The organism is Marinovum sp. J2-8, from assembly GCF_055808435.1.
The window spans coordinates 82,484-97,683 of sequence record NZ_JBVVRZ010000002.1; the positions used below are offsets into that span (position 1 = coordinate 82,484).

Annotated in this window: 17 protein-coding genes; 4 read left to right on the forward strand and 13 right to left on the reverse strand. The window is 59.4% G+C overall.

The features are described from left to right. Positions 1–13 precede the first annotated feature (13 nt). From AC0L4F_RS06310 to AC0L4F_RS06355, 10 genes are all read right to left on the reverse strand, one after another. On the reverse strand, positions 14–358 hold the full coding sequence (locus tag AC0L4F_RS06310; RefSeq protein WP_244686546.1) for a hypothetical protein: 345 nt from the start codon (positions 356–358) through the stop codon (positions 14–16). 21 nt (positions 359–379) lie between these two features. After that, the gene (locus AC0L4F_RS06315; protein WP_244686548.1) at positions 380–766 is read right to left on the reverse strand and encodes a response regulator; all 387 of its coding nucleotides are present in this window, start codon (positions 764–766) and stop codon (positions 380–382) included. Beyond that, positions 750–1,661, reverse strand: a complete 912-nt coding sequence (locus tag AC0L4F_RS06320; RefSeq protein ID WP_244686550.1) for a CheR family methyltransferase — start codon at positions 1,659–1,661, stop codon at positions 750–752. Before AC0L4F_RS06320 ends, AC0L4F_RS06315 begins: the two co-directional genes overlap by 17 nt. Beyond that, positions 1,658–2,125 (reverse strand): chemotaxis protein CheW, encoded by a 468-nt coding sequence (locus AC0L4F_RS06325; RefSeq protein WP_244686553.1) that lies wholly within the window; start codon positions 2,123–2,125, stop codon positions 1,658–1,660. The genes AC0L4F_RS06320 and AC0L4F_RS06325 overlap by 4 nt, the downstream gene beginning before the upstream one ends. Further along, positions 2,118–4,409 carry a chemotaxis protein CheA gene (locus AC0L4F_RS06330; RefSeq protein ID WP_244686555.1) on the reverse strand — a complete coding sequence of 764 codons (2,292 nt, stop codon included), beginning with the start codon at positions 4,407–4,409 and terminating at the stop codon, positions 2,118–2,120. Before AC0L4F_RS06330 ends, AC0L4F_RS06325 begins: the two co-directional genes overlap by 8 nt. 12 nt (positions 4,410–4,421) lie before the next feature. Further along, complete coding sequence (locus AC0L4F_RS06335) at positions 4,422–4,787, reverse strand: response regulator (protein ID WP_244686557.1); 366 nt, start codon at positions 4,785–4,787, stop codon at positions 4,422–4,424. After that, entirely contained in the window at positions 4,784–5,101 is a 318-nt protein-coding gene (locus AC0L4F_RS06340; protein WP_244686559.1) for an STAS domain-containing protein, read from the reverse strand. Before AC0L4F_RS06340 ends, AC0L4F_RS06335 begins: the two co-directional genes overlap by 4 nt. A 209-nt stretch (positions 5,102–5,310) precedes the next feature. Further along, the gene (locus AC0L4F_RS06345; protein WP_244686561.1) at positions 5,311–6,066 is read right to left on the reverse strand and encodes an SDR family NAD(P)-dependent oxidoreductase; all 756 of its coding nucleotides are present in this window, start codon (positions 6,064–6,066) and stop codon (positions 5,311–5,313) included. A 42-nt stretch (positions 6,067–6,108) separates the two neighbouring features. Then, positions 6,109–7,140 carry a transketolase family protein gene (locus tag AC0L4F_RS06350; protein ID WP_244686563.1) on the reverse strand — a complete coding sequence of 344 codons (1,032 nt, stop codon included), beginning with the start codon at positions 7,138–7,140 and terminating at the stop codon, positions 6,109–6,111. After that, positions 7,137–7,991 carry a transketolase gene (locus AC0L4F_RS06355; protein WP_244686566.1) on the reverse strand — a complete coding sequence of 285 codons (855 nt, stop codon included), beginning with the start codon at positions 7,989–7,991 and terminating at the stop codon, positions 7,137–7,139. Before AC0L4F_RS06355 ends, AC0L4F_RS06350 begins: the two co-directional genes overlap by 4 nt. Positions 7,992–8,146: 155 nt before the next feature. On the opposite strand from AC0L4F_RS06355, the gene AC0L4F_RS06360 reads away from it, so the two are divergent. Next, on the forward strand, positions 8,147–8,617 hold the full coding sequence (locus AC0L4F_RS06360; RefSeq protein ID WP_280520509.1) for an aminotransferase class I/II-fold pyridoxal phosphate-dependent enzyme: 471 nt from the start codon (positions 8,147–8,149) through the stop codon (positions 8,615–8,617). Next, positions 8,535–9,317: a pyridoxal phosphate-dependent aminotransferase gene (locus tag AC0L4F_RS06365; protein WP_280520510.1), complete on the forward strand. Its 783-nt coding sequence runs from the start codon at positions 8,535–8,537 to the stop codon at positions 9,315–9,317. Before AC0L4F_RS06360 ends, AC0L4F_RS06365 begins: the two co-directional genes overlap by 83 nt. Before the next feature lie 44 nt (positions 9,318–9,361). On the opposite strand, the gene ltnD is transcribed toward AC0L4F_RS06365, so the two are convergent. The 3 genes from ltnD to AC0L4F_RS06380 are packed head-to-tail and all read right to left on the reverse strand — an operon-like array spanning position 9,362 to position 12,837. Further along, positions 9,362–10,258, reverse strand: a complete 897-nt coding sequence (gene ltnD, locus AC0L4F_RS06370) for an L-threonate dehydrogenase (RefSeq protein WP_244686568.1) — start codon at positions 10,256–10,258, stop codon at positions 9,362–9,364. Between the two features lies 1 nt (position 10,259). Further along, positions 10,260–12,035 (reverse strand): dihydroxyacetone kinase subunit DhaL, encoded by a 1,776-nt coding sequence (dhaL, locus tag AC0L4F_RS06375; protein ID WP_244686570.1) that lies wholly within the window; start codon positions 12,033–12,035, stop codon positions 10,260–10,262. A gap of 1 nt (position 12,036) precedes the next feature. Continuing rightward, positions 12,037–12,837, reverse strand: coding sequence for a sugar phosphate isomerase/epimerase family protein (locus tag AC0L4F_RS06380; RefSeq protein WP_244686572.1), 801 nt, complete (start codon positions 12,835–12,837; stop codon positions 12,037–12,039). Positions 12,838–13,236: 399 nt separating this feature from the next. Here AC0L4F_RS06380 and AC0L4F_RS06385 point away from each other — a divergent pair, with 399 nt between their 5' ends. Both AC0L4F_RS06385 and AC0L4F_RS06390 read left to right on the forward strand, forming a co-directional pair. Next, positions 13,237–14,046 carry a PAS domain-containing protein gene (locus AC0L4F_RS06385; RefSeq protein WP_244686574.1) on the forward strand — a complete coding sequence of 270 codons (810 nt, stop codon included), beginning with the start codon at positions 13,237–13,239 and terminating at the stop codon, positions 14,044–14,046. Positions 14,047–14,087: 41 nt separating this feature from the next. Next, positions 14,088–15,176 carry an ATP-binding protein gene (locus AC0L4F_RS06390; RefSeq protein ID WP_244686577.1) on the forward strand — a complete coding sequence of 363 codons (1,089 nt, stop codon included), beginning with the start codon at positions 14,088–14,090 and terminating at the stop codon, positions 15,174–15,176. The last annotated feature ends 24 nt before the right edge of the window (positions 15,177–15,200 follow it).

The window sequence follows — 15,200 nt, forward strand, 5'->3', positions numbered from 1 at the left end:
GCTTTCCTGAGGTTCAAAACAAATCGACGTGGCCGGATGCTGGGTCTGGATCGGGATTCGGTTGCGGCAGGCCAAAAATGCGTTGGTAATGGCCGAGTTTCGCAACCTTTGCCAAAACCTCTGCGTTCAGGCTGACACCGGGGTCCGTCATGCGCGCAATGCTGAACAAGAGCGCCTTCATGTCATCCAAATGCTGGATAAGTCCATCAAATGTCTGTAGATTTTCAATGTCGCCCTGTGAGGTTTCAACAATGGTGCTGGCAAAAACCGTGTGTTCCAGATTTCGGGCAAAATCGGCGAGCTCTCCGACATCCCGTGCCAGGATCTCCAGCACTTCTTTCATCGACCTGTCAGTCATATCTGCGCTCCAATCACCACGTCAAAGCGGGCCGACAACGCGTTCGATACAGGCGCGGAGCTGCGTGGGTTGAAAGGGCTTTTTGATATAATTGTTCATGCCCAACCTCGCGCCATGGTCCAGGATTTCCTGTTCTGCGCGCCCGGTGATCAAAATGAACCCCGTCCGGGCAATGGGTTTGTGGTGGCGGATCGCCTCCAGCAGCTGCAACCCGTTCATCCGAGGCATGTTGAAATCCGAAATCACCAGATGGACCGGGCGAGAGGCGAGGCTCCGCCAGGCAATTTCGCCATCCGCTTCGGTGCGGACATTGCGCACGCCGATTTCTTCCAGTGATTGGGTGATCAACCCGCGACTGGTGGACATGTCATCCACCACAAGAACATGCAGCTTATCCTTCAAGCTCATGGCTTTTCTCCTTTTTTAGCGTCTGCTCCGGCCGGGATGGACCCGACCCTTTGCGGCGGAAAATGCCATTGCCGACTACGTGAAAATCGCCGGTGATCTCCTCTGGAATATGTTCCGAATGGCCGATGAAGATCGCACCACCCGGTGAAATACGGTCGCAAAGCCGCCGCCAAAGCCGCGTCTGAACCTGTTCGTCAAAATAGATCGCAACATTGCGACAAAAAATAACATCGAAATTGCCGGAAATCGGCCAGTCCGCTTTGAGGTTGAGATGGCGGAAGGACACCAATGCACGTGGTCTGTCGCTGACGGACACCATGTTTCCGGTGTTGATGCGCGTGAAATAGGCCGTTGCCTGAGACGCGGGCAGGGGCCGCAATGCGGCAGCGGGATAAATCCCGTCACGCGCCCGCGCCAGCGTGTGGCGGTCAATGTCCGTGGCCAGAATGCGCAGATCGCCGAGGGGATTTCGACCGCCTAGATCCAGACACTGGAAAGCCAGACCATATGCCTCTTCCCCTGAGGAACATCCGGCGGACCATATACGCACACGTCCACCAACACGGGCCCGTGTGATCAGGTCCGGCAAAATTTGCGCCCTGAGATAGTCGAAATGATGGGCTTCGCGGTGAAACTGCGTAGTATTTGTGGTCAGCGCAGAGACAAATTTTTCGCGGGCGGCAAGGTTTTCCGGATTGCTGAGCAATTTACAGAAGGCATCGATACTGGGAATCTTTGTGCCGCGCAGGCATCTTGCCAGTCTCGATGACACCATGGCGCTCTTGCCGACCGGAAGGTGAATGCCGCTCAGGTCGTAAAGCAGGCGCGCGACCTGGCGATAGTTTTCATCAGAAATTTGGTCGTGCGGACCCTGATGATGGATCTTGAGGCTCATGCTACAGGGTCTTGGGCTTGTGGAAAGACCTGATGCACGTCCAGCAACCGCACCAGAGTTTCGTCAATCGTATAGACACCGCGGATATAGGCCTGGGTCCGGGTCGAAGACACATCCGGCGTAGGCAAAAGATCCCTCTCTTTCACCATGAGAATGTCAGACACCGCATCGACAAGAAAACCGACGGTGCGGTCGTCGACACGGGCGATGATAATGACATGACGGGGGCCGGGATCGGTTCGCCCCAGGCCCAATCGCAGCGACAGATCCAGCACAGGAAGGACCGTGCCCCGCAGGTTCATCATCCCGATCACATAATCCGGCGCATGCGGGAGGATGGTGGTTCGGGTCCAACCGCGAATTTCCAGCACATGTGCGATGTCAAAACAAAACGCCTGATCGCCAATGGCAAAGGACACAATTTCCTGGCGGGTGGCGGTGGGCAAAGCGTGGGTTTCAGGCATGGTGGATCACCTTTGTCTGGTCCGGTTCCATGGCGGTGGTCGATAGGCCGCCGCAGGCGGACGCGATCATTTGGTCGGTGTCGACAATCAGGGCGATCTGGCCGTCGCCAAGGATCGTTGCCGCCGCAATCCCCGGAATCTGTTGATAATTCTGTTCCAGCCCTTTGATCACGACCTCGCGTTGATCAATCAACTCATCCACAGCAAGCGCCGTCCGGCGCCCGGAGTTACCCTCGACCAGCAAAAGCGACAGCGTGTTCAGGTCGACCGGCGCCCGGCGATACCCAAGCGCCAGACCAAGGTCGACAATCGGCACCAATTCCGTCCCCATTGTCAGAACCCGATCATCATCGCAGAAACGTTCAATGCGTCCCTGGCCGGGTTGCAGCATTTCACGCAGGGCAAGCGTCGGAACAACCAGCGATTCCCCGGCAACCGTCACAACCATGCCTTCAAGCACCGCAAGCGTCAGCGGCAGCGAAATCGAGATCGCCGTTCCCTGACCCGGCTCTGAATGCAGGGTGACCCGGCCGCCCAGCGATTGAATTTCCGAGCGGACGACATCCATGCCCACCCCACGTCCAGACAGGTTCGACACTTTGGTCGCGGTGGAAAAGCCGGGCCGAAACAGGATGTTGTCGATATCGCTGTCGCTCAGGTCGTCCTCTGGCCGGACCAGCCCCTTGGCCTCGGCGATTTCGCGCACTTTGGGGCGATTGATGCCGGCGCCGTCGTCGCGCAGGGTGATGACAACCCGCCCAGAGCGATGGGCGGCCTCAAGCGTAATGGTGCCACGGTCGTCCTTGCCCAGCGCGCGCCGGATGTCGGTGGTTTCAAGTCCGTGGTCAACCGCATTGCGCACCATATGGGTCAGCGGTTCGACCAACCTTTCGGTCACGGTTTTGTCGACCTCGGTGGCATCCCCCACGGTCACAAGTCGGGCGGATTTCCCTGCTTCGCGGGCCGTTTCGCGGACGGTGCGCGACATGCGCTGGAACAGGCTGCGCACCGGTTGCGCCCGGATGGCCATCACGCTTTCCTGGATGACGCCGGACAATTGTTTGAGTTGGCCCATCGCCTCTTCCACGGTTTTGGACGCGGAATGCGGCAATTCCTTCATGGATTGCCGCAGCATGGATTCGCTGATCACCAATTCGCCGACAAGGTTGATCAACCGGTCGACCCGTTGCAGGTCGACCCGAATGGTGCTGGCGCGGGCGCTGTCTTTGCTGTGGGGGGGATTGCCGGGCGTGGTGTCGGGCAGTGGGGATGGATCGTTCGGGGGCGGGCCGTCGGATGACATCCTGTCGGTGAACAGCGCGCCATTCGTTGGCAAAGGCGGCTCTGAGCGGCTCGACGACGACGATAGTGGCGCGGGCGGGGCAAATTCCAGCAAGGGGGTCGGCGCGGTTTGTTGCGGGGCGTTGGGCGTTGCGTGTTCCGTTATGACCAACGTGCACAGGCCTTCGACGAATTCGAACACCTCATGTATCGCGGCAAGATCCACGCCGTCATCCGGGGTGATGTCGAGATGCCAGACCAGCATCGGAACCCGCCAATCGCCCACGCCCAGCGGTTCAAGACCGGCAATGTCGGCGCGCACCGTCAAATCGCCGAGATCCTCCAAAGCCCGGAACAACAGGGCCGGGTCGTGACCATTGGCATAGAGTTCGGACGTCGGTGCAAAGGACATGCTGATCCCCGGCAAACCAGCAGCAACACCCGCCGCTGGTGCCGCCAGATCGGGTAGATCAGGCAGCGCCGCATTGTCCAATGGGTCAGGCAGGACGGGATCCGCAGGATCGCCAATATCCGGCAGGTCGCCAAGGTCCAGCGGCCCCCCGAAATCCATCGCCAGTGGTACAAAATCCGGCTCTGGCGTGTTCACATCCATTGGCGATCCGCCGACAGATTGGCTCAGCAATTCCAGATCACTCAGGATCGAATCCGCAGTATCAACCGGTATCTCGGTGCCATTGCGCGCCGCATCGACCAGATCGCTCAGATGATCGCCGGCCGTGAACATCAGCGCCAGAGTGTCGGCCGTGACCTGTAACCGTTCCGCACGCAGATCATCCATAACGTTTTCAAATGCATGGGAAAACGCAACCAGGGCATCCAACCCAAAGGCGCCGGCACCGCCTTTTATCGAATGCACAGCCCGAAACATCGCATTTATCGTCTCGGCATCGCCGCTTGCGTCGTCCAGATCGTTCAGGCCCGACGACAGGCTTTCCAGCAGGTCGTCACATTCCTGAAAGAAAAGATCGCGCAACTCGCTCATCCGCAAATCCCCTCAGATAACCAGCCGGTTGATGACGGAAATCAGCTTGTCCTCGTCAAAGGGTTTGACGATCCAGCCGGTGGCACCGGCGGCGCGTGCGCGTTGTTTCAATTGAATGCCGCTTTCCGTGGTCAGCACCAGAATGGGAACCGAGGCACCGGTTGTGCGGGCGCGGGCACCCGAGATGAAGCCAAACCCATCCAGCCGGGGCATATTGATGTCGGTGATCACCAGATCGGGCGCGCAATGATCAAGTTTTTCCAGACCATCCATCCCGTCTTCGGCCAATTCGACCTCAAACCCGGCGCCGGTCAATACGGATTGCAGCATATGGCGGATGGTGCGGGAATCATCGACGGCGAGGATCTTGTGGCTCATGCCAATGCCCCTTTGTCGAGGGGATCACCGGAAAACACCCCGGCGGCAATGCCCAGGGTGGCGAACCCCTGGCACAGACGATCAGACGGATCCGCCAGCACAAAATCCTCTGTGCTGCGGTGCCATTCGATCCGGGCGCGCAGCAAGAGTTCCGCCGCCATGCCGCCAAGAAACTGGACATCCTCAGCCTCAAGCACAAGATCGCGACCGCGCGCCGCGATGATGTCATCCTGTAATTTTTCACAAGCGGCAAAGTCCAGCCGCGCCGCCAATCTCACGGTGACAGGGCCGCTGGCCCCGGTGCTTGCAGTCATGTCGCCACGCCCCGATTTGCAATATTTTTTCCAATTGCCCTGATGCTAGGCGCGGGCGCTTAAGAAATCGTTTCGGATTTGCCATGTCGGGTGTCTGTGGCGGTAAAAGATGTGTTTTGATTTTAAATCAGCGTCTTACGCAGGGAACTTCCATCGAAATGTAAAGCATCCCTGCGTAAGGTATGGTCTGTTTTGGCCAATGGCCAACATCAATGGATCAGCGATCCACCATTCACATCGACCTCGGACCCGGTGCAATAGCCCGACAGATCCGACGCCAGGAACAGCGCGCAGCCCGCCACATCCACGGCGGTTCCCGCGCGTCCCATTGGAATGCCGGCCAGAACCTGTTCCTTCATGGCCGGGGTCAGCTTGCCGGCGGTGATGTCGGTGGCGATAAAGCCGGGGCAAATGGCGTTAGAGCGCACATTGTCCGGGGCCAGTTCGCGTGCCATCGCCTTGGTCAAACCCAACACCCCGGCCTTGGCCGCCGAATAATGCGGCCCGCCAAAGATACCGCCGCCGCGTTGCGCCGACACCGACGACAGGTTGATGATACTTCCCGATTTCTGCGCCCGCATTGTCGGGATCACCGCCTGCGACATATAGAGCGTGCCGCGCAGGCTGACGTCGGTCACCGCGTCGTAATGATCGGCTTCGATCTCCATCAGTTTCAGCGGTTGGGTGATGCCGGCATTGTTGACCAGAATGTCGATCCGGCCAAACATATCGGTCAGGATCTGTACCGCCTGATCACAGGCTTTCTTTTGGGTGACATCACAGGGCAGGCCGACATGGCCATCGCCCGGCAGGTCCAGCGCCGCCGCCGCCGCGTGGTCGGCATCCAGATCAAGGATCGCGACCCGGGCCCCATGTTCGGCGAATAATGTCGCCGTGGCCTTGCCCAATCCACGCGGGCTGGCCGCGCCGGTGATGATTGCGAATTTGCCGTCCAGAAGTCCCATGTCGCGTTCCTTTTTTTGTCTTTTCTTCGTTTTTTCGGTGGCTTACAGCCAGCTTTTGATTTGATCGGCCACCTTGGTGGTCGACAGCCCATACATGTCGTGCAGGGTCGGCAGGGCCCCGGCCTCCAGAAATTGGTCCGGTAGCGAGATCATGCGAAATTGCGGCGTGACCCCGGCCAGCAGCAGGGTTTTCGCCACGGCTTCGCCAAGCCCGCCGTTTTCGGTGTGGTTTTCCGCCGTCACCACCAGCCGGCCGGATTTCCGGGCCTCGTCCAGGATGGTGTCCACATCCAGTGGCTTGAGCGTCGGCACGTGCAGCACCGCGACATCGACGTTGTCGCGGGCCAGGATTTCGGCCGTATCCAACGCCCGCATCGTCATGATCCCGGACGAGATGACCAGCACATCACGCCCCTCGCGGATCATCTGGGCGCGGCCCAGCTTAAATTTGTAGTCCGGTTTGTGCCGGGTCAGCACATTTGGCACCTTGCCGCGCAATAGGCGGGCATAGACCGGGCCGTCGTGGGCGATGATCTCGGGCACCATGCCGGCCACATCCGCCGCATCACAGGGGTCGATCACCACCATGTTGGGCAGGCCGCGAAAGATCGCCAGATCCTCGGTGGCCTGATGCGACGGCCCGTATCCGGTGGTCAGACCGGGCAGGGCGCAGACCACTTTCACCGGCAGGTTTTCCTCGGCTATGGCCATGGCGATAAAGTCATAGGCCCGGCGTGACGCGAACACCGCATAGGTGGTGGCAAAGGGAATAAATCCTTCGCGCGCCATGCCAGAGGCCGCAGACATGAGCAATTGTTCGGCCATGCCCATCTGATAAAACCGGTCCGGCATGGCGTTCGCAAAAACATGCATGTCGGTGTATTTCGACAGATCCGCTGACATCCCGACAATGCGGTCGTCTTGTTGTGCCGCCGCGACCAAAGCGTCGCCAAATGGCGCGGAAACTGTATCATATCCTTCTGCCGCGAGTGACGCGATCATTGCCGACGTGGCGACCTTTTGCTCTGCGACCTTGCGCGGTTCATATTTGCGGCGCATGGAATCCCGGGTCATTGTGGTTTCCCTTCTTCCAGTGTGTTCAACGCTTTGGCCCATTCTTCCGGCGCGACGCGGACAAAATGCGCCATTTCGCGGGCCTCAAGGAAATCGACGCCTTTGCACATCTTGGTGTTGCAGATGATGACGCGCGGTTTCGGTTCGGGATGCAGGCGCGCCGCGTCAAACGCCGCGACCAGCGCGTCCAGATCATTGCCGTCGACCTCTTGCGCGAACCAGCCAAAGGCGGTCCATTTCGGCGCCTCTGCACCGACGGCCAGCGCATCGCGGGTCGGGCCATCGGCCTGTTGATTGTTGAAATCCACGATGCAGATCAGATTGTCCAAGCGCCATTGCGTGGCGGACATCACGGCCTCCCATGTGGATCCTTCACCCAATTCACCGTCAGACATCAGGTTATAGACAAACGCCGGATTGCCCTTGCGTTTCAGGCCCAGCGCCGCGCCAACCGCGATCCCCAGACCCTGACCCAGCGAACCGCCCGTGATCTCCATGCCCGGCGTATAAGATGCCATGCCCGACATCGGCATGCGGCTGTCATCCATGCCATAGGTTTCCAATTCGTCCTCTGGCAAAACCCCGGCCTCGATCAGCGCAGAATACAGCGCAATCGCGTAATGGCCGATCGAGAGATAGAACCTGTCGCGGCCTTCCCATTCCGGGGCGTCGGGGCGATGATCCAGCGCGTGGAAATAGGCGGTCGCCAACACATCCGCCACGCCCAGCGCCTGACCGATATACCCCTGGCCTTGCACCTCGCCCATCAACAGCGCCTTGCGCCGGATGTTCCAGGCGCGCATCGCCAACGACATATTGGCCCGTTTGCCTGTTTGGCTTTGGTCGCGCATTGCACCCTCCCTTTGCGTGATATGGCGGTCTAGCACGCCGGGCCGGGGGCAGATTGTTCCAAAAATGCAAAACACCGTTAGAAAAACTAAACTACTTTGCGGCGCAAAAAACGGGTAGCAAGGGCGCAAACCCCTGAATACCTCGGAGAATTCACATGTCTCAGATGATCTTTGCCGACAGCCTGTCCCGTCTTGGAACGGAAAGTGCCTTCATGGTGTTGGCGCGGGCCCAAAAACTTGCAGCTGAGGGCAAGGACATCATCAACCTTGGCATTGGCCAGCCGGATTTTCAGACACCGGGCCATATTGTCGAGGCCGGGATCAAGGCGTTGCAGGACGGCCATCACGGATATACCCCCGCCAATGGCATTCCCGCCCTGCGCGAAGCGGTGGCCGCGGATCTGGAAAAACGTCACGGTGCGCCGGTCAATCCCGACAACGTGGTGGTGGTGCCGGGCGGCAAGCCGACCATGTTCTTCGCGGTGATGATGTTTGGCCAGGCGGGGACAGAGATCATGTATCCCAACCCCGGCTTTCCGATTTATGAAATCGGTGATCAAATATTCCGGCGCGACGCCGGTGCCGATCCGTCTGCGCGAAGAAAACGGTTTTGCCTTTTCCGCTGACGAGGTGCTGGGCCAGATCACCGACAAGACCCGGTTGATCATCATCAATTCTCCCGCCAACCCCACCGGCGGCGTCACCCCGCGCGAGGAAATCGACAAGCTGGTCGCCGGGTTGATGGAACACCCGCATGTGGCGCTGATGTCGGACGAGATCTATTCTCAGATGCTCTATGGCGGGCGCGAACATGTGTCGTTGCTGCAATACCCGGAAATCCGCGATCGGCTGATCCTGCTGGATGGCTGGTCCAAGACCTATGCGATGACCGGCTGGCGGTTGGGCTTTGCGGTCTGGCCGGATGCGGCGGTCGACCACGTGACGCGGCTCTGTATCAATGATCATTCCTGTGTGAATGCCAGCGCGCAATACGCCGGTTTGGCGGCGCTGACCGGACCACAGGATGCGGTGCACGACATGGTTGCCCAGTTCGATGCCCGTCGCGAAGTCATTGTGCGTGAATTGAACAGCCTGCCGGGCGTGCGCTGCTCTGATCCGGGCGGGGCGTTCTATGCCTTTCCGAATATCGAGGGCACGGGCATGAATGCAACCGAAGCCCAGAACCTGTTTCTGGATCAGGCCGGGGTGGCGACGGTGGCCGGCACGTCCTTCGGGGCGATGGGCGAAGGCTATGTGCGGTTTTCCTACGCCAATTCCACCGAGAATATCCAAGAGGCCATCGCCCGCATCCGCAAGATCCTGTGATCAGATCCCGGTGATGCGGGCGAACGTGGCGCAAGGGGATGTGATCAGCTTTCCTTGCGCACGGGTTTGCCGGTCATCACCTCATAGGCTTTGACCACAGCGGAATCGTCCAGCTTGCCATGGCCCAGCCCGGATGCACCCAACAGCATCTGATGGGCTGCGGCGCTAAGGGGCAGGGGCGCGGTGCATTCCTTGCCGGTTTGCAGCACAAGGCCGAGATCCTTGATAAAGATGTCGACCATCGACCGGGGGGTGTAATCGCCGTCCAGCATGTGCGGCACCCGGTCTTTGAACATCCAGCTCATACCGGCCGAGCCCGATACGATGTCATAGAGCTTTTGCGCATCACATCCCGCCGCCGCGCCCAGCGCCATCAACTCGGCCGCCGCGACCAGATGCACGCCCGCCGCCAGTTGGTGCACAACCTTATAGGTCGCGCCAAGGCCGGGTTCATCGCCCAGACGGTGCACCGTGCCGGCCATCGCCGCCAGCATCCGGTCGGCGGCTTCAAACGCGCTGGGGGACCCCGACGCCATCACCGACAACGTGCCGGCATCCGCGCCGACCTTGCCGCCCGACACCGGGGCATCCAGCATGTCATATCCCAGATCGCCCAGCTTTGCGGCGATGGCACGGGCTTCGGACGGGGCGACGGTGGAACACAGCATGACGGTCGCGCCGCTGGCAAGCTCCGCTGTGGCACCATTTTCGCCAAACAACACGTCTTCGGCCTGGGCTGCATTGACCACCATTAACACCAGAAGCTCGACCCCGCGCGCGGCCTCGGCAACACTGTCACAGGCAGTGCCACCAAATTCGGCAAAGGCATCGCGCGACGGCGCATAGATGTCATACCCTTTCAGCGCAATGCCCGCCGCCAGCGCGCTGCGGGCCATGCCCATTCCCATTGATCCAAGTCCGATAATGGCGGTGTCACTCATGTCATTCTCCCTGATTATTCGCTTTGTCCGCCTGGATCGCGTCGCGGATTGTATCGCGCAGTGCCACCAACATGACATGTGCCGATGCCGCGCCGGGATCGAGATGTCCGACCGACCTGTCCCCGAGTTTCTTGGACCGGCCTCTGCGGCTCTCTAATGTTTTGGTATGGTCGCGACCGGTCTTGGCGCCGTCAACCGCCGCATCCAGACAGGCGCAAAGATCCGCACCCGCCGCCAGTGCCGCCTTGGCGTCGTCAACCGCCGGGCCCCAGGCGTCGATCATTGTCTTGTCGCCGCGTGCCGCACCGCCACGTGCCAGAATGCCCTGCAACAGCCCCTCGATCCAGGCGACCATCGCCGCCGCGTCAAGGTTCAGTCGGTCGGTGACATTGGCACCGGCCTGTTGAAATGCGCTGGCATAAAGCGGCCCGGTCGAGGCCCCGACCGCATCCAGAAAGGTCTTGGCCATGGCGTTCGACAGTTCTGTGATCGTGGTATCACCACTGTCTGCCAGCGTGCGGCGCACGGCGGTCCAGCCGATGTCCATCGTTACGCCATGATCGCCATCGCCAATCACGCCATCCAATTCCGAAAGCCAGTCGCGGTTGGCAGAAATCGCATCCGCCATCGCCAACATGGCCTGAACAAAGACCGCCGGGGTCACCGGTCCATCGGGGTTCAGATCCGCGCGGTTGATGTGCACGGTTTGCGTCGCCGCCTGGGCGGACCTGCGGGTCAACCCGCCCCTTGGGGCCATCTCGCCCCCAAGGGTCAGCGCCAGCGTATGGCAGGGCGCATCCATCAACGCCTGCAACTCATCATCCAGTTTCATCAGCGAGACCGACGCCCCGGCCATTTCCAGCGAGGTGGCATATTCCCCGACCCAGGTCTTGTGCACCTCGATCCCCAGATCGGCCAGCCGGTCCGCGACCCGGTTATTGACGATAAACAGCTCCAGCTGTCCGGTCGCGCCAAGGCCGTTCACCAGCACCGCCACCCGGTCCCCCCGCGCCAGCCCCAGATCCACAAGGATCGGATCCAGCAGCGCATCGGTCACGTCATCCGCCTGTCCCAGCTTTTCGCGCCGCATGCCCGGCTCGCCATGGATGCCCATGCCGATCTCCATCTCATCCGCGCCAATGTCGAAATTCAACTTGCCGGTCTGGGGCAGGGAGCAAGCGGTCAGCGCCACGCCTATGGTCCGGGTATTGGCCAGCGCATGGCGCGCTGCGGCCTCGCATCCAGCCAGATCGCGACCCTCTTCGGCGGCGGCCCCGGCCACTTTGAACACAAAGAAATTGCCGGCCACACCGCGCCGTTCGGCGGCCCGATCCTTTGGCGCGCTGGCGACATCATCATTCACTGCAATCGACCGGGCCGGGGTGCCGGCGGCCTCGCATTGTTCGGCGGCCATGTCGAAATTCATCACGTCGCCGGTGTAATTGCCATAAAGGAACATCACGCCGGCCCCGCCATCCACCGCACGCACCGCATCCATGATATGTTCCGGGCTGGGCGAGGCAAAGACATTGCCCACCGCCGCCGCATCCAGCAATCCGCGCCCGACATAGCCGGAAAACAGCGGTTCATGCCCCGATCCGCCGCCGGTGATCAACCCGACCTTGCCATCGCGCGGACCGTTCACCGCCACCACGGCACGGCCAGTTGCGCCTTCGACCTTCAACAGGTCGGGATGGGCGGCAACCATGCCGGCAATGGCCTGTGGGATGATGTCTTCGGGATCGTTGATCAGCTTTTTGGTGCGCATCTCGGTCATGTCATCTTCCCTTTATGAATTCGCGGGCGGCCACGACGGTCTGGTCAAGCCAGAGTGTTTCCTCGTCCCGACGATCCTGTGGCAGCCAATGTTCCAGAATAACGCTCATGTCAGCCGGGCACTGCGCCAGCTGATCCAGAATCCACGGGATTGGCGCGCGTCCCTGACCAAGCGGCACACCGTGAATATAGAACCCGACGCCATAGGTGTCGGGGGTGATCACATAATCCTTGAGGTGCAGGTTGATCGTATATGGCGCGAGCAGCTTTATCGTGTCTTCCGGCCATTCACCGGCACAGATCGAATTGGCTACATCCAGACATACACCCAGCGCCGGATGGTCGACCGTATCAATCAGCTCGACCATGCGGGGTGAGGGATAGTTGAAATGGTTTTCAATTGCGATCTTCATCCCCGCTGCCGCCGCATTGTCCAAAAGCGGGCGCAGTTGATCGGCAAGTTCGGGCACCGGCATATGGCTGTCAGCCTCGTCCAGCGCGACCCGCATGATTTTCGCATGCAAACGCTGACCAATGGTCAGGTAACGCTCGACTTCTTCGGCATTGAAACACTGGGTGCCCAATTCAAGAGCGATGCCTTTTGATTGCGCCTGGTCGAACAGGCGATGATGATCCGCCTCGGTCAATTGATCCAAAGGCATGTTGTCGGCATATTGCACAACCTTCAGCCCATAGTCCGCCGCGGCGTTCAATACATCAAAGGCGGTAAACGGGCTGTCGGGATGTTGATCCTTGATGCCAATTGCCCACCGAAAGGCATAGCTGCCCAATCCAAGTTCCATGTGACCTCCTCCAGTCGAACCAGCCGGGTCCATGGCCCGTGTGTTCTGTTTTTTGGCACCTTAGCCATTGCCGCCAGGCCGATAAACCGCGTTCCGCAGACGTGTTGTGAAGAAATTCTTTGCACCTGTGTTCGAATTCTACCTTGGGTCAAAGCGTGCTCTGGGGCGGGAAACCAACCAACCGGGATCTGACCCATCACCGATGGCAAAGATTGCTTTGGGTCGTATTTGATTGCGAATCCGCAACCCGTCGCGCCCATTTTTTGCCTATGGTACGCCGGGCGTGTCGACATTGCGTCGCCAGCGCGCACCGCCGCATTTTGCAACCGCTTGCGAACGCACGCTATTAATTTCTGTAAATTCAGAGTGAATATTCGTAAACTATACCATTGGTAATGTTTGCAGTTCGGTTCGTCAGTTATGCCAGGGTCTCAATTCAATTCAAAACTGCTCTTTGCAGTGCTGCCCTGTATCGGGGTCGCATCTTTGATCGAGTTCGGGCATCAAATCGAATTCCACTTGCCGATACCTTATTTATTGCTGATCGTCAGTGTGGTTTATGCTGGAAACCTGGGTGGACGTCTGGCCGGGCTTTGCGCGGGCGGCCTTGGGGCAATCCTGTTGCTGCATGCCTTTTTCATCGGTCAAGGACCGGCTCCGATGATGCCGTCCCTCCTGCATACATTTGCGGCGATGACAGTCTTTATCGGGACTGGTTACGTTGTCGGGCGCACAACCGATCAGCGTGATTTTCATATCGCGCGCCGTCTGGAGACGCAGCGCAATGATCAGGAACAGCCGCTGATCCTGGCCAGTATGATTGCGAAAATGGGCTATTGTATCTGGGATGAAGAAAAAAACAGACCCTTGGTCGTATCCGAACAGCACGCCCGCAACCACGGGGCGACGATTGCCGATTTCAAGGGTGATGTATCTGATAAGGGTGTGAAATTCCAAGACATCCATCCCGATGATCGGAATAAAGTCCGCAATTGGACATTGGATTTGCAGGACGGAAATCTGGTGACCACGGAATATCGGGTGCCCGTCGGCGAGACGATGAAATGGGTGCGTGCGGTTGCGCAACCCATTTTGGATGACGACGGCAATCTGACCCGCACGATAACCGCGTCGCTGGATGTGACCGAGCAAAAGATCGCCGAGCGGGTGTTCTCTGAATCGCAACGTCTGGATGCGGTGGGCGGCTGACTGCGGGCATCGCGCATGATTTCAACAATATCCTGACGGTGGTGTCCGGAAACCTCGAAATCGCCCTGCTGGCGGCCGAAGATCTGGGGCAACGGGAATTGCTGACCGCCGCTTTTGAGGCGTCAGATCGCGGGGCGAAGCTGTCGAAACATCTGCTGGCCTTCGGACGGAACGCCGCGCCCAGCCCGGAGTTGTTGAATGTGAACAACGTGATCGACCGGATGGACGATCTTTTGCGCCGCACCATGCCTACCAATATCCAGATCGAAACCCGGCTTGAGGCAGACCTGCCAAAAATTGAAACCGATCGCACGCAATTGGAAAGCGCGATTTTGAATTTGGCGATCAATGCGCGCGATGCGATGCCCGATGGGGGTACGATTACCTTGGAAACCGACGTCCGTCAGGTTGGGCCGAACTTCGCGCTCAAGGGCAGTGCGACACTGGCGCCGGGCGAATATGTCGTGGTGTCCGTCCACGACAGCGGCACCGGGATCGCGGCGGATATGCTGGATAAGATCTGGGAACCATTCTACACCACCAAGCCAACCGACAAAGGCACGGGCCTTGGGTTGTCGATGGTCCATGGGTTCATGGCGCAATCCGGCGGCCAGACCCGGATTGTCAGCGAAGTCGGGCAGGGCGCCATTGTACATCTTTATTTTCCGTTGACCGCGTCGGCGGCCAGAGAAATTCGCGTATCGCCCCCCATTTTGCCACGGCCCGCCAACAGCGATCAGCGCACTGTGCTTCTGGTCGAAGATCCGCCAAATATGCAAAGCGCGCTGGCGCGCAAGATGTCGGGGCTTGGGATGAACATCGCGCTGGCCCGGGATGCACAGGAGGCGCTGCAGATCCTGCGCCAGTCCGACCGTGACATTGATCTGGTCGTCAGCGACATTCATGTCACCGATGCCCAGGATGGCGATGATCTGGTTGATCAGATCAATCGCGAATTTCCTGATTTGAAAATACTTCTCATGACCCAAGGCGCGCCGCGCACCGTTGGGGCCATTTTGGCAAAGACGACCAATGTCACGCAAATCACCCGACCGATCCGGCATAACGATCTGCCACAGACCATCAACAGAATTCTCTATGGTGCGGGGTCGCCACATACGCTGGCATAGGTGACACAGACAAAGAGGCCGCTG

What these genes read in the sequence shown, in the direction of transcription:
- AC0L4F_RS06360 (WP_280520509.1), top strand. Translation starts at nt 8,147, where the DNA reads ATGTCTCAGATGATCTTTGCCGACAGCCTGTCCCGTCTTGGAACGGAA.
- dhaL (WP_244686570.1), bottom strand. Translation starts at nt 12,035, where the DNA reads ATGACCGAGATGCGCACCAAAAAGCTGATCAACGATCCCGAAGACATC.
- AC0L4F_RS06315 (WP_244686548.1), bottom strand. Translation starts at nt 766, where the DNA reads ATGAGCTTGAAGGATAAGCTGCATGTTCTTGTGGTGGATGACATGTCC.
- ltnD (WP_244686568.1), bottom strand. Translation starts at nt 10,258, where the DNA reads ATGAGTGACACCGCCATTATCGGACTTGGATCAATGGGAATGGGCATG.
- AC0L4F_RS06355 (WP_244686566.1), bottom strand. Translation starts at nt 7,991, where the DNA reads ATGCGCGACCAAAGCCAAACAGGCAAACGGGCCAATATGTCGTTGGCG.
- AC0L4F_RS06345 (WP_244686561.1), bottom strand. Translation starts at nt 6,066, where the DNA reads ATGGGACTTCTGGACGGCAAATTCGCAATCATCACCGGCGCGGCCAGC.
- AC0L4F_RS06335 (WP_244686557.1), bottom strand. Translation starts at nt 4,787, where the DNA reads ATGAGCCACAAGATCCTCGCCGTCGATGATTCCCGCACCATCCGCCAT.
- AC0L4F_RS06325 (WP_244686553.1), bottom strand. Translation starts at nt 2,125, where the DNA reads ATGCCTGAAACCCACGCTTTGCCCACCGCCACCCGCCAGGAAATTGTG.
- AC0L4F_RS06320 (WP_244686550.1), bottom strand. Translation starts at nt 1,661, where the DNA reads ATGAGCCTCAAGATCCATCATCAGGGTCCGCACGACCAAATTTCTGAT.
- AC0L4F_RS06350 (WP_244686563.1), bottom strand. Translation starts at nt 7,140, where the DNA reads ATGACCCGGGATTCCATGCGCCGCAAATATGAACCGCGCAAGGTCGCA.
- AC0L4F_RS06310 (WP_244686546.1), bottom strand. Translation starts at nt 358, where the DNA reads ATGACTGACAGGTCGATGAAAGAAGTGCTGGAGATCCTGGCACGGGAT.
- AC0L4F_RS06380 (WP_244686572.1), bottom strand. Translation starts at nt 12,837, where the DNA reads ATGGAACTTGGATTGGGCAGCTATGCCTTTCGGTGGGCAATTGGCATC.
- AC0L4F_RS06330 (WP_244686555.1), bottom strand. Translation starts at nt 4,409, where the DNA reads ATGAGCGAGTTGCGCGATCTTTTCTTTCAGGAATGTGACGACCTGCTG.
- AC0L4F_RS06340 (WP_244686559.1), bottom strand. Translation starts at nt 5,101, where the DNA reads ATGACTGCAAGCACCGGGGCCAGCGGCCCTGTCACCGTGAGATTGGCG.
- AC0L4F_RS06365 (WP_280520510.1), top strand. Translation starts at nt 8,535, where the DNA reads ATGAAATCGGTGATCAAATATTCCGGCGCGACGCCGGTGCCGATCCGT.